This is a genomic window from Pedococcus cremeus (genome assembly GCF_900111375.1).
GTDB lineage: Bacteria > Actinomycetota > Actinomycetes > Actinomycetales > Dermatophilaceae > Pedococcus_A > Pedococcus_A cremeus.
On the sequence record NZ_FOHB01000002.1, the window covers coordinates 26,214 to 39,040 of the forward strand.

The window sequence follows — 12,827 nt, forward strand, 5'->3', positions numbered from 1 at the left end:
GCTCCCGTGGGGCGCGGTGGGGCTCACTCGCCGACGACGGGCGCGTTGCTCAGGTCGAGCACCCGGCCGGCGACCACGAGGGCGACGTTGTCGCTGATGGCCGAGAGGGTGGCGTTCAGGCGCCCGAGCTCGTCACGGAAGAGGCCGCCGGCCGGGGTGGCGGGCACCACGCCGAGGCCGACCTCGTTGGTGACCGCGACGACGTCCGTCGGCGCCGTGCGCCACGCGTCCTGCAGGTCACGTACCGCCCACGCGACGGCGATCGAGCACTCCCGCGGATTCTGCCAGCCGTCGATGCCGTCGATGAACCGGGTCAGCCACAGCCCCAGGCAGTCGATGAGCAGCGGTGTGGTGGCCTCCCGGATGGCACCGGCGAGGTCGAGCGTCTCGAGAGTCTTCCAGCTCTGTGGACGCCGGGCCTGGTGCTGCTCCACCCGGGCCGCCCACTCGGCGTCCGAGCCCTCGGCCGGGTAGCCGGGCGCCACGTAGGTGACCCCGTCGTGGTCGCGCATCAGCTGCTCGGCATACCGGCTCTTGCCGCTGCGGACACCGCCGAGGACCAGCGTCGTGGTCATGAGGGGGTGGCGAACCGGACGGGGGCGTCGAAACGGGCCTGCCGCAAGGAGCGCCGCAGGGCGCGGAGCATCGGGCCGGCGGCGACGAGGACCAGGGCGGCGGTGAGCAGGCCACGCGGCAGGTCCCAGGCGAGCGAGGTCAGCACGTAGAACACGGCGTAGCTGTGCAGGTTCGCGGCAGCACCGGCGTCGGGCACGAACCCGGCACCCACGGGCGCGGTGCCCCCCATGAACGGCCAGAACCAGAGGTTCATGACGGCACCGTAGACCATGCCCGACACCAGCCCGTACACGGCCAGGACCAGCCGCTCGGTCCAGCCGGAGCTCCTCGGCAGCAGGCCGGCACCCATGGCGACCCAGCCGCAGCAGAGCATCTGGAAGGGCGTCCACGGCCCGATGCCGGCGGTGAGGAAGGCGGATGCGAGCAGGGCCAGGGCGCCGAGGAGGAAACCCTTGCTGGCCCCCAGGGCCCGGCCGGCGACGACGAGGAGGAAGAACATCGGCTCGAGTCCGGCGGTTCCGGCCGAGAGCACCCGCAGGGCGCCACCGGCGGCGGCGAGCACGCCGAGCACCGCGACGCCCTTGGCGTCCAGGTGGCCCGAGGACATCTCGGAGAGCAGCACCAGCCCGAGCAGGGCCATCAGCAGCACGAACAGCAGGGAGGCGTCGCCCGAGTGGCCGAGCTGGGAGAGCTCCGAGCCGGGTGTCACGAGGAACGGCCAGGTGAACGCGACCACGCCCACCACCATGACCAGGCCCATGGCGCCGGCCCGCACCCCGCGGGAGGCGCTCACGACACCGCTCACGACGCGGCCCCGGTGGCGGCGACCACCTGGTCGACCGTGAGGAAGTGCAGCGGGTGCAGGATCTTCGAGACCTGAGGTGCGAAGGCCGGCGAGCCGGGCAGGACCGACGCCGCGCTGCCGTCGGCCACCACCTCACCCTCGGCGAGCACGACCACCCGGGTGGCGACCTCGGCGGCGAGCTCGACGTCGTGGGTGGCCAGCACGACGGCGTGGCCGGTGGCGGCGAGCTGCTGGAGGAGCGCGACGAGGCGGCGCTTGGCGGCGTAGTCCAGGCCGCGGGTCGGCTCGTCGAGCAGCACCACGTCGGGCTCGGAGGCGAGGATCACCGCCAGGGCCAGCGAGACCCGCTGGCCCTCCGACAGGTCGCGGGGGTGCTGCTCGGCGTCGACGTCGGGCACGATCCGGCGTAGAACGCCGGCGGTCGTGCCCCTGGGGAGCCCGAAGTCACGGTCGGCGGCCGTGCACTCCCCGGCGACCGACTCCGCATACAGGATGAGCGAGGGGTCCTGGGGCACCATGCCCGCCCGCCGCACCACCTCGGCGGGACGCGCCCCCGAGGGGTCCAGGGGGCCGAGCCGCACGGTGCCCGCCGACGGGCGGAGCTGGCCGACGAGGGCGGACAGCAGCGTGGACTTCCCGGCGCCGTTGCGACCCATGACCGCCACCACCTCGCCGGGGGCGACCGCGACGCTCACCGAGCGGAGGGCGACGACGGAGCCGCGGCGCACCGACAGGCCGTCGACGCGCGCGACCGCGGCGCCGTCCAGGCCTTCCGGCAGCTCCCCGTCGAGGGCGGCAGGGCGCGCCGGCGTGGGGGAGGGTGCAGGGAGGAGGGCGAGGCTCTCGCGCACCTCGCTGGCGCGCCGCCGCGCGTCGCGGATCGAGAGGGGGAGCGGCGACCAGCGCAGCGCCCGGCCCAGGCCGATGATCGGCGGGTAGATGGGTGAGGTGACCATCGCGTCGGCCGGGTCGAGCAGCCCCGAGACCCGTCCGTCGCCGATGAGCACGACGTGGTCGGCGTGGTGGATGACCCGCTCCAGGCGGTGCTCGGCGACGACCACCGTGATGCCGAGGTCGTGCACGAGGCGGTGCAGCGTGGCGAGCACGTCCTCGGCGGCCACGGGGTCCAGGGCGGAGGTCGGCTCGTCGAGCACGAGGATGCGCGGTCCGGCGGCGAGGACGGCCCCGATCGCCACCCGCTGCTGCTGACCGCCGGACAGGTCGCGCAGCGGCCGGCCGCGGACGTCGGCGAGGCCGAGCAGGTCGAGGGTCTCCTCCACCCGCCGCCGCATCGAGGTGGCGTCGACTCCCAGAGCCTCCATGCCGTAGGCGATCTCCTCCTCGACGGTGTCGGTCACGAAGGAGGACAGCGGGTCCTGCACCACGAACCCCACGAGGTCGGCGAGGTCGCGGGGCCGGTGCGTGCGGGTGTCGCGCCCGGCGACCGTCACGGTGCCGTGGAGCGTGCCGCCGGAGAAGTGCGGCACGAGGCCGTTGATGCAGCGAAGGAGGGTCGACTTGCCGGAGCCGGTGGGCCCGACGACCAGGACGAGCTCCCCCTCGGGCACCCGGAACGTCGCCCCGCTGAAGACGGTGGTGTCGGTGGTCTCCGTGGTCCCGGCGCCCCCCGCGGACCCGCCAGGGGCCCCGTGGCCGGAGGCGTCACGGTCATCGGAGGTGTCCGCGTAGCTCACGCCGACGGCGTCGAAGGAGATCATGCGGCGGCCTCACGGGAGCGGGCGAGCAGAGGTGGAACAGGTGCGGCGACGGCCGGCAGGGCGGCGACGGCGATCGCGGCCACCATACCGAGCGGTACGGGCGGGAGGCCGGCCGGAACCTGGTGCGGCACCAGGCCCGGCCACGACAGCACTGCCCCGGCCGTGAGCACGACCGCGGGGACCAGGCCGCTGAGCGAGACGAGCCACTCCGGGCCGGCCCAGGGGTCGCGGCGGTAGCGGGTGCGGGGGTCGCGACGGGCCCCGACGACGAGGGCCGCACCGGCGCAGAGCACGCCGACGACGAGCATCGGCAGGCCCAGCACCGCCGGGCTGGTCGCGTCGAGCAGGCCGTACAGGCCCACGACGACGCCCAGCAGGCCCACCAAGGTCAGCCCGGCGGCGAAGCGGGTCGACGCCGCCGACCGTCGGACCACCCGGCCGTAGCCGCGGGCCTCCATGGAGGCAGCGAGGTCGAGCGAGCGCTCGAGGCCCCCCACCAGGACGGGCACCGCCAGCCGGCCGATCTCCCGCAGGCCGCGGCCGGTGTGGCCACGCAGCCGGCGGGCCGCCCGCACCCGGGCCGCGTCGTCGACCATCTGCGGCGCGAAGGTCAGGGCCACGACGACCGCGGTGCCGACCTCGTAGAGGGTGGCTGGCACGTAGCGCAGCAGCCGCCGCGGGCTGGCGAGGGCGTTCACGGCGCCGAGACAGGCCAGGATCGCCGCCAGCCGCAGCCCCTCGTAGAGCGCCGCCAACAGGCCCTCGAGGGTCACGGCCCCGCCGATGCGCACGCCGCTCGTCCACGCGGGCAGCGGCACCTCGGGCAGCCGGAAGAGCACGACGCGGCCGGTGACCCCGCCGCCGAGCAGCCCGACCATCACGACTCTCAGGCCGATGGCGAACAGGCCGACCAGGAGGAAGGGGACGAGCGGGTTCGTCGCCCCCACCTCACGCCGCTCGAGCACGACCCAGGCAGCCACGGCCACGACCAGCGCGAGCAGGAGCGGGTTCGTCGTCTGCGAGGCGGCCACGGCCAGGCCCACACCCCAGGCCCACCAGGCTGCCGGGTGCAGCAGCCTGGGGAGGGGGGTGGAGCCGAGCCGGGGGGTCACGGTGTGCGTCGCGGCTGTCAGTGGGCGCGGCGACGGCGGGCGGCGGTCACCACGAGAAGCGCGGCGGCGGCGAGCACCACCAGGACGGCCACGTAGGCCAGCGGGCTGGTGCCCTCGTCCTTGGTTTCGGCAGCCGTCTGACCGGCCTGCGCCGACGGGGTCGCGGCCGCGAGCTGCACCGGGGTGTCGGTGGCCTTCGCCTCGGGGCTGACCGCCTTGACCTCGCCGCCGCACCCGGTGGCGGGCTGGTCGTTGATGCCGCACACCAGGCCCTTCTCGCTGCGCACGGACGCGACCGCGGCGAGCACCTCGGCGCCGGTGGCCTTGCTCTCGACGACAGCGCACTTGCCGACCGGCGACGGCGGCTGCTTGCCGTCCTCGGTGTCGGCGGCGCGGCCGTAGTCGATGACCACGCCGACGCGCTTCTTGCCGCTCTGGGCGGCCGTGCCGCCACACAGCTGGTCGAAGGTGACGGTGGCGCGCGGCATACGCATGTCGCTCTCGCCGGCCACGGCGAAGCGCCAGCCCTCCACACCGCCGTCGGCGGGCGTGACCTGCTCGGGGCCCTTGGTGGCGAAGGCCCACTTGGAGTCTTGAAGCTGGAAGTAGCCCCAGTAGCGGTAGGCGGCGGCGCTGGCGGTGCCGGCCTGGGCGACCGTGGCGACCAGCGCGAGCAGCAGCGCGGCGACCAGGGACGGGACGGCCACGACGGGCCGGGGGTGACGCAGGGTGGTGCGAGACATGCATTCCTCCTCGCGACCGGCGAGGAGACGCGACCGCACGGCGGCGGCGTCCCTGACTCCGGTCCGCATTCCACGACGGACTTGATGATGGAGTCGAGGCCCGAGGGAGGTGTTCCGGCTCGCCGCCCTGGGGGACCAGGGCGGCCTACGGTTGCGGGACAGCGCCGGACTTGGACCGGCTTCCCCTCAGCCACAGGCTGGTTCGACGAGCGAACCGTCCCACCCCCGGGTGGACGGTGTCAAAGTGATCTCGCTCGCAGCACCCGGTATGCCGGGTGGGCACCTTTCGCGCCTAGGGTGGCCGCGCCCGGGGCGGTCGTGCCGCCCGTGCCGCTGCTGCCTTCTCCAGGAGTGCCATGTCCCTGCTGTCCGAGACCGTCGTGGCCGTCCGGCCGGCCTGCCAGCGGGCCGTCGAGGAGGCCGACGCCCGCCAGGCCCGCCTCACCAAGCCGCCGGGTGCGATGGGCCAGCTCGAGGACCTCGGCGCCCAGCTCGCCGGCATCGCCCGGACCTGCCCGCCGCCGGTGCCCAGCCGGCCGGCTGTCGCCGTGTTCGCCGGCGACCACGGCGTGCACGCGCAGGGAGTGACCCCGTGGCCGCAGGAGGTCACCGCCCAGATGGTGGCCAACTTCGCCGCCGGCGGGGCGGTGGTCAACGCGCTCGCGCGCCAGGTGGGGGCCAGCGTCACGGTGGTCGATGTCGGGGTCGCCGCAGACCTTCCCGACGCGCCCAACCTGTGGCACCGCAAGGTCGCCCGCGGAACCCGTGACCTGGCCGAAGGGCCGGCCATGACCCGCGAGCAGGCCCAGCAGGCCCTCGAGACCGGCATCGCCGTCGCCGGCGAGCTGGTCGACGGTGGGGCCGACCTGCTGGTCACCGGCGACATGGGCATCGCCAACACCACGGCGTCGGCCGCGCTCATCGCCGCGCTCACCCGCAGCGAGCCCGCGGAGGTCACCGGCCGCGGCACGGGCATCGACGACGCGACGCTGCAGCGCAAGACCGCCGTGGTGGAGCGCGCCCTCAACCGGCTCGACCGATCCGAGCCGCTGACGGTGCTGGCCGAGGTGGGCGGCTTCGAGCACGCCGCCCTCGCCGGCTTCCTCCTCGGCTCGGCGGCCCGGCGGGTGCCGGTCGTGCTCGACGGCGTCATCGCGGTGTCCGCGGCGCTGGTCGCCAGCGCGCTGTGCCCGGACGCCGCCGACTACTGGGTCGCAGGCCACGTCTCGGTGGAGCCGGGTGCCCGGGCGGCCCTGGACCACCTCGGCATGGAGCCGCTGCTCGACCTGCACCTGCGGCTGGGGGAGGGCTCGGGTGCGGTGCTCGCCGTGCCGCTCGTGCAGTCCGCGGCGCGGCTGCTCTCGGAGGTGGCGACCTTCGACTCCGCCGGCGTCTCCGGCGCCTGAGAACCACCGACCCGAACGCCTGGGCACTGGCGACGCGAAGGCCTGGGCACCGGCGTCCGGGGTTCATGGGCCCACCGCTGGGGAAGCGGCCTACAGTGGCGGTATGAGCGACGCCTGGACCTGGACCTACCTGGACGCCGAGGCCAACGAGATGACCGGCGAGGGACTGCCGACCACGGCGTTCCCGTCGCAGTCCGACGCCGAGAACTGGTTCGGCGAGAGCTGGCACGAGCTCGCCGCCAAGGGCGTCGACGCGGTCAGCCTCTACCGCGACGGACAGCTCGTCTACGGCCCGATGGCCCTCCAGCCGGCCGAGTAGCGGATCCAGCAGGCCGAGTAGCGGACCTGGCGAGCGCGTCTCAGGACGGCTGCTGGCCCCGCTCGACCTGGGGCTTGGGCATCCGCGAGCGGCGCATCTGGAAGGCGCGCATCACGGCATACATGGCGCCGCCGCGGGGGAGGCGGTCCTCGCCGAACTTGGCCACGAGCCGCTTCTTGAGCCGGCGCCACATGAGCACGGCGTCGAGGACGGCGACCAGGAGGATGCCGTAGACGGCGATGAAGACGATCATGAGCGCCCACGACTGCCGCACGAAGGACAGCGCCAGCACGACGATCATCACGGGCAGCATGAACTCGCCGATGTTCCAGCGCGCGTCGACGTAGTCGCGGATGAAGCGGCGCTCGGGGCCCTTGTCGCGGGCCGGCAGGTTCGCCTCGTCGCCGGTGACCATGGCCTGGCGCATGCGGGCGGACGCCTCCCGGCGCTTGAGCTGCTCGTCGCGCTTGGCGGCCTTGCGGTCGGCCACCACGAGGGGTCGCTTGCGCGCCGCCTCCTGCTCGCGACGCTTCGGCGTGGGCCGGTTCTTGGCACCCTCGCGCTCGGTACGGGCGATGGTCTCGGCCTGCTGCTCGTTCAGCGTCCTGTTGCGTCCAAACACGGGCCAACTGTATGCCGTGCGGCCGGCTTCTCCCGCATCGCCGCCCGCCACACCCACCAAGCGGCAGCCGGCACCCACTAGGCTTCCGCGCCGTGACCGACGACGCCCTCACCGCAGACCAGATCTCCGCCGTCAAGGCCGCTGTGGCCGACCTGATGCCCGGGATCCGGGCCGACCTCGAGGCGCTGACCCGCATCCCGAGCGTCTCGCTCGACGCGTTCGACCAGGCGCACGTCGACGCCAGCGCCGAGGCCACCGCCGAGCTGCTGCGCGCCGAGGGCCTCGACGTCGAGATCGTGCGTGAGGGCGGCCGGCCCGCGGTCATCGGGCACATCGACGGTCCCGAGGGCGCTCCGACGGTGATGCTGTACGCGCACCACGACGTGCAGCCCCCCGGCGCCGAGGAGCTCTGGGACAGCAAGCCGTTCGAGCCCACCGAGCGCGACGGCCGGCTCTACGGCCGCGGCGCCGCGGACGACAAGGCCGGCATCATGGCGCACCTCGCAGCGCTGCGCGCGCACCGCGGCAACCTGCCCGTCGGTGTCACCCTCTTCGTCGAGGGCGAGGAGGAGATCGGCTCCGAGTCGCTGCCGACGATCCTCGAGCGCCACGGCGAGAAGCTGCGCGCCGACGCCATCGTGCTCGCCGACTCCACCAACTGGGCGATCGGCGAGCCGGCCCTCACCACGACCCTGCGCGGCCTCATCCGTGTGGTCGTGACGGTGACCACGCTCGACCACGGCGTGCACTCCGGCATGTTCGGCGGCGCGGTGCCCGACGCGATGATGCCGCTCGTGCGGCTGCTCGCGAGCCTGCACGACGACAACGGCGACGTCGCCATCGAGGGGCTGACCTCCGGGGTCGCCTCCGACCTCGACTACGACGAGGCGCGGCTGCGTGAGGAGTCGGGCCTGCTCGACGGCGTCGAGGTCATCGGCACCGGCTCGCTGCTGACCCGCATCTGGAACAAGCCGACCGCCACCGTCATCGGCCTCGACGCGCCGTCGGTCGCCACGAGCTCCAACACCCTGGTGCCGAGCGCGAGCGCCAAGGTCTCCATCCGCCTCGCGCCCGACGAGGACCCCATGGAGGCGTATGCCGCGGTGCAGCGCCACCTCGAGAAGCACACCCCGTGGGGTGCCAAGGTGGAGGTGCGCCTCGACGACCAGGGGCGCGGCTTCGCGGCCGAGGCGAGCGGGCCGGTGTACGACCAGGCCCGGGCGGCCTTCACCGACGCGTGGGGCGTCGAGCCGGTGGACATCGGCGTGGGCGGCTCGATCCCGTTCATCGCGGCGTTCGCCGAGCGGTTCCCCGACGCGGCGATCCTCGTCACCGGTGTCGAGGACCCCGACGCGCGGGCGCACGGCGCCAACGAGTCGCTGCACCTGGGCGAGTTCCAGCGCGTCTGCGAGGCCGAGGCCCTGCTCCTGGCACGCCTCGGCGCGATGCCCCGCTGACAGGCCCTCCTGGCGACGGGTCGGGTGTTCGGGTAGGGCGGGCGGCTGCACTGCTGTCGCGTTAGGTTCGGGGCATGGCCGAGACCGCGACCAGCAGCAGCCGCAGGGGCTACGTCGAGTCGAGCTTCAAGCGCGACACCCGCTACATCTCCGACCGCGTCACTGCTGACGGCAGCGGCGAGAACGCCTGGCCCGTCGAGGCCGGCCGTTACCGGCTGGTGGTGGCGCGGGCCTGCCCGTGGGCCAACCGCGCCATCATCGTGCGCCGCCTGCTCGGCCTCGAGGACGCCATCTCGATGGGCGTCTGCGGGCCGACCCACGACGAGGACAGCTGGACCTTCGACCTCGACCCCGGTGGCGTCGACCCGGTGCTGCGCATCCCGCGGCTGAAGGACGCCTTCGAGGCCCGCCAGCCGGGCTACCCCCGCGGGATCACGGTGCCCGCGCTGGTGGAGGTCTCCTCGGGCAAGGTCGTCACCAACGACTTCGCCCAGATGACGCTGGACTTCTCGACCCAGTGGCGCGAGCACCACCGCGACGGCGCCCCGGACCTCTACCCGGCGCACCTGCGCCCGGAGATCGACGAGGTCAACCGGCGCGTCTACTCGGAGGTCAACAACGGCGTCTACCGCTGCGGCTTCGCGGGGACCCAGTCGGCCTACGAGGAGGCCTACGACCGCCTGTTCGACACCCTCGGGTGGCTGAGGGACCGGCTCCGTGACCAGCGCTACCTCGTCGGCGACACCATCACCGAGGCCGACGTGCGGCTGTTCACCACGCTCGTGCGCTTCGACTCCGTCTACCACGGGCACTTCAAGTGCAACCGGCACAAGCTGAGCGAGATGCCGGTGCTGTGGGCCTACGCCCGCGACCTCTACCAGACCCCCGGGTTCGGCGACACGGTCGACTTCGCGCACATCAAGGCGCACTACTACGTGGTGCACCACGACATCAACCCCACCGGCATCATCCCGAAGGGGCCCGACCTGTCCGGCTGGCTGCTGCCGCACGGCCGGGAGGCCCTCGGTGGTCGTCCCTTCGGTGGCGGCACCCCGCCCGGTCCTGTGCGCGAGGAGGAGCGGGTGCCGCCGGCGCACCAGCCCACCGACCGGTGGCCGAGCGAAGTCCTGGGCGGACCCGTGCAGGAACACCTGCTGCACCAGGACGAGGAGTGAGCGCGGGCGTGCCCATGCAGGGCACCGACCGCCAGGGTGAGCGCGAGCACGACCTCGTCGTCTTCGGTGCCACCGGCTTCGTCGGGCGGCTGCTGGCGGCCGAGCTGGCCGAGCAGGCACCGGCCCACCTGCGCATCGCCCTGGCTGGCCGCGACGAGGCCCGGCTCCAGGACGTGCGCGCGTCACTGCCGGGCGCGGCCCGGCAGTGGCCGGTCGTGGTCGCCGACAGCCGCGACCAGGCCGCCCTCGACCGGCTGGCCCGTTCGACCCGGGTCGTCGTCACCACCGTCGGGCCCTACGCCCGCCACGGGTTCGGCCTGGCCGGCGCCTGCGCCGAGGCGGGCACCCACTACGCCGACCTGACCGGCGAGGTCCTCTACGTCCGACGGCTCGTCGACGAGCTGCAGCAGACGGCCGAGCGCACCGGGGCGCGCCTGGTCACGGCGTGCGGGTTCGACTCGGTGCCCTCCGACCTCGGTGTGCTGGTGCTGCACCAGCGCGCGCGGGCCGACGGCGCCGGCGACCTCTGCGACACGACCCTGCTGGTGCGCCGGCTCCGGGGAGGCATCAGCGGCGGAACCGTCGACTCGATGCGTCTGATGGTGGCCGAGGCCGCCTCCGACGGCGCCGCCCGCAAGGTCGTCCTCGACCCCTACGCGCTCAGCCCCGACCGGGCGGCCGAGCCGCACCTGGGTCGCCAGCGCGACGTCGGCGGTGTCATGCGCGACGCCCAGACCGGGCAGTGGACCGCGCCGTTCGTCATGGCCTCGTTCAACACCCGCATCGTGCGGCGCAGCAACGCCCTCACCGGTCACGCCTACGGCCGGAGGTTCCGCTACCGCGAGCTCATGGCCTGCGGCCGGGGGAGGGCGGGCCAGCTGCGCGCCGCCGCGGTCTCGGCCGGCGTCGGTGCGCTCGTCGTCGGCATGGCCAACCCGCTCACCCGGCCGCTGCTCGGCCTGGTCCTGCCGTCACCGGGCGAGGGGCCCAGCGAGGAGGTGCGTCGCCGCGGCTGCTTCCGCATGGAGCTCCGCACCACCACCGCGAGCGGGCGGCGCTACCTCGCCGTCGTGGCCGCGCAGGCCGACCCGGGGTATGCCGCCACGGCCGTCATGCTCGCGGAGTCGGCCCTGTGCCTGGTCGAGGACGAGCCGCGCCTGCCGGCGCGCGCCGGTGTGCTGACCCCCGCCACGGCGTTCGGCGACGTCCTCGTCGGACGCCTCCGCAAGCGCGACTTCACCCTGACCGTGGAAGAGGAGCCGGCTGAACGGCATACGCCGGCCGCGCGGCACTCCGCCTAGTCGCGGTGGGTCTCGCCCGGCAGGGCGAGCATCTGGTCGAGTGCCACGCGGGCGTAGTGCGCGACGTCCTCGTCGACCTTGATCGGGTTGACGACCCGGCCGTCGACGAGCGACTCCAGCGCCCAGACGAGGTGCGGCAGGTCGATGCGGTTCATCGTCGAGCAGTAGCAGACGTTCTTCTCGAGGAAGGCGATCTGCTGGCGCGGGAACTCGGCCGCGAGCCGCTTGACGAGGTTGAGCTCCGTGCCCACGACCCACTTCGTGCCGTCGGGCGCGGCGGCGACGGTCTTGATGATCTTCTCGGTCGACCCGACCTCGTCGGCGGCCTCCACGACCTCGTGGCGGCACTCGGGGTGGACGATGACCTTGACCCCGGGGATCTCACGCCGGGCCTGCTCGACCGCCTCGAGGGTGAACCGGCCGTGCACGGAGCAGTGGCCGCGCCACAGGATCATGCGGGCGTCCTGCAGCTGCTGGCGGGTCAGGCCACCCATCGGGCGGTGCGGGTCGAAGACGACGCAGTCCTCGAGCGAGCCGCCGAGGTCGCGAGCCCAGGTGTTGCGGCCGAGGTGCTGGTCGGGGAGGAACAGCACCTTGCCGGTGCCACCCTCCACCCGTCCGTCGCCCGCCTGCGAGAAGGCCCACGACAGAGCGCTCTTCGCGTTGGACGAGGTGCAGATCGTGCCGCCGTGACGGCCGGTGAAGGCCTTGATGGCAGCCGCGGAGTTCATGTAGGTGACCGGGATGGTGTCGTCGGCGACGCCCGCCTCGACGAGGTCGTCCCAGGCGTCCTCGACCTGGTGGATCTGCGCCATGTCGGCCATCGAGCAGCCGGCCGCCAGGTCGGGCAGGATCACCGTCTGCTCGTCGCTGGTGAGGATGTCGGCCGACTCGGCCATGAAGTGCACGCCGCAGAAGACGATCCACGGCGCGTCGGGACGCGCAGCCGCCTCCTTGGCGAGCTTGAACGAGTCGCCGGTGACGTCGGCGAAGGCGATGACCTCATCGCGCTGGTAGTGGTGCCCGAGCACGAACACCTTCTCGCCGAGGGCTGCCCGCGCTGCCTTGGCGCGCTCGACCAGCCCGGGCTCCGACGGCGCCGGGAGGTCTCCGGGACACTCGACACCCCGCTCGGTGGCGAGGTCGCGACCCTGGCCCAGGACGAGAAGGGGGAGGGGGGCGCCGGTGCGGGCGGCATCTGCGGTGGTGCTCACGATGAAATCGTGTCACACCCACGGGCGTGGGTCTGCCGCCCGGGGGATTCGCCCGCGACCTCCCGCGCGGCTCGTGCCCGCGCGGCGAGGTGGAACCCCCAGGGGAGGGCGGCTAAAGCGGGTGCAGCCGGGGGCTGGAGGCGGCGACGCTGATGGTCTGGGACCCGAACTTCACGTTGACCCGGTCGCCCTCGATGCGCACGACGCGGCCGAGGCCGTGCTTGTCGTGGGTGACCCGGTCGTCGACTGCCCACTCGGGTGTGGGGGCGACGACCTCGGAGCGGAAGGGGCTGGCTGCGGGGCGACGGCGTTCGCTGTTCTGACGGGACGGCATCCGTCCAGTGTGCGCCATTCGCCCGGCTTGGCGCAGCCCGGCCCG

At 73.8% G+C, this 12,827-nt stretch carries 13 protein-coding genes and 1 riboswitch; of the genes, 5 read left to right on the top strand and 8 right to left on the bottom strand.

Features of this window, described 5'->3' with window-relative positions; translation table 11 throughout:
- Positions 1–23: 23 nt before the first annotated feature.
- The 5 genes from BMW78_RS03755 to BMW78_RS03775 are packed head-to-tail and all read right to left on the bottom strand — an operon-like array spanning position 24 to position 4,954.
- Entirely contained in the window at positions 24–575 is a 552-nt protein-coding gene (locus BMW78_RS03755) for a bifunctional adenosylcobinamide kinase/adenosylcobinamide-phosphate guanylyltransferase (RefSeq protein WP_091756625.1), read from the bottom strand.
- Complete coding sequence (locus tag BMW78_RS03760) at positions 572–1,369, bottom strand: ECF transporter S component (protein WP_245735643.1); 798 nt, start codon at positions 1,367–1,369, stop codon at positions 572–574. The genes BMW78_RS03755 and BMW78_RS03760 overlap by 4 nt, the downstream gene beginning before the upstream one ends.
- Positions 1,370–1,377: 8 nt before the next feature.
- Positions 1,378–3,099 carry an ABC transporter ATP-binding protein gene (locus tag BMW78_RS03765; RefSeq protein ID WP_091756627.1) on the bottom strand — a complete coding sequence of 574 codons (1,722 nt, stop codon included), beginning with the start codon at positions 3,097–3,099 and terminating at the stop codon, positions 1,378–1,380.
- Positions 3,096–4,211 carry an energy-coupling factor transporter transmembrane component T gene (locus tag BMW78_RS03770; RefSeq protein WP_091756629.1) on the bottom strand — a complete coding sequence of 372 codons (1,116 nt, stop codon included), beginning with the start codon at positions 4,209–4,211 and terminating at the stop codon, positions 3,096–3,098. The genes BMW78_RS03765 and BMW78_RS03770 overlap by 4 nt, the downstream gene beginning before the upstream one ends.
- A gap of 17 nt (positions 4,212–4,228) precedes the next feature.
- Positions 4,229–4,954, bottom strand: a complete 726-nt coding sequence (locus tag BMW78_RS03775; RefSeq protein ID WP_091756631.1) for an SCO2322 family protein — start codon at positions 4,952–4,954, stop codon at positions 4,229–4,231.
- Positions 4,955–5,062: 108 nt separating this feature from the next.
- A riboswitch (cobalamin riboswitch) is annotated at positions 5,063–5,139 on the bottom strand.
- A 171-nt stretch (positions 5,140–5,310) separates the two neighbouring features.
- Here BMW78_RS03775 and cobT point away from each other — a divergent pair.
- Entirely contained in the window at positions 5,311–6,360 is a 1,050-nt protein-coding gene (gene cobT / locus BMW78_RS03780) for a nicotinate-nucleotide--dimethylbenzimidazole phosphoribosyltransferase (RefSeq protein ID WP_091756633.1), read from the top strand.
- A 103-nt stretch (positions 6,361–6,463) separates the two neighbouring features.
- Positions 6,464–6,679 (top strand): hypothetical protein, encoded by a 216-nt coding sequence (locus BMW78_RS03785; RefSeq protein ID WP_091756635.1) that lies wholly within the window; start codon positions 6,464–6,466, stop codon positions 6,677–6,679.
- Between the two features lie 40 nt (positions 6,680–6,719).
- Here the strand turns inward: BMW78_RS03785 and BMW78_RS03790 are convergent, their stop codons facing one another.
- Positions 6,720–7,301, bottom strand: a complete 582-nt coding sequence (locus BMW78_RS03790; protein WP_091756636.1) for a DUF3043 domain-containing protein — start codon at positions 7,299–7,301, stop codon at positions 6,720–6,722.
- 92 nt (positions 7,302–7,393) lie between these two features.
- Here BMW78_RS03790 and BMW78_RS03795 point away from each other — a divergent pair, with 92 nt between their 5' ends.
- From BMW78_RS03795 to BMW78_RS03805, 3 genes are all read left to right on the top strand, one after another.
- Positions 7,394–8,758, top strand: coding sequence for a dipeptidase (locus BMW78_RS03795; protein ID WP_245735644.1), 1,365 nt, complete (start codon positions 7,394–7,396; stop codon positions 8,756–8,758).
- Positions 8,759–8,832: 74 nt separating this feature from the next.
- Positions 8,833–9,933: a glutathione S-transferase family protein gene (locus BMW78_RS03800; protein WP_091756640.1), complete on the top strand. Its 1,101-nt coding sequence runs from the start codon at positions 8,833–8,835 to the stop codon at positions 9,931–9,933.
- A 14-nt stretch (positions 9,934–9,947) separates the two neighbouring features.
- A complete protein-coding gene (locus tag BMW78_RS03805) occupies positions 9,948–11,234 on the top strand; it encodes a saccharopine dehydrogenase family protein (protein ID WP_091757356.1) in 1,287 nt (428 codons plus the stop codon).
- Here BMW78_RS03805 and nadA read toward each other — a convergent pair.
- Both nadA and BMW78_RS03815 read right to left on the bottom strand, forming a co-directional pair.
- Complete coding sequence (gene nadA / locus BMW78_RS03810) at positions 11,231–12,448, bottom strand: quinolinate synthase NadA (protein ID WP_091756641.1); 1,218 nt, start codon at positions 12,446–12,448, stop codon at positions 11,231–11,233. The two genes, BMW78_RS03805 and nadA, sit on opposite strands and share 4 nt — an antisense overlap.
- Positions 12,449–12,560: 112 nt before the next feature.
- Positions 12,561–12,782 (bottom strand): hypothetical protein, encoded by a 222-nt coding sequence (locus tag BMW78_RS03815; RefSeq protein WP_091756642.1) that lies wholly within the window; start codon positions 12,780–12,782, stop codon positions 12,561–12,563.
- Positions 12,783–12,827 lie beyond the last annotated feature (45 nt).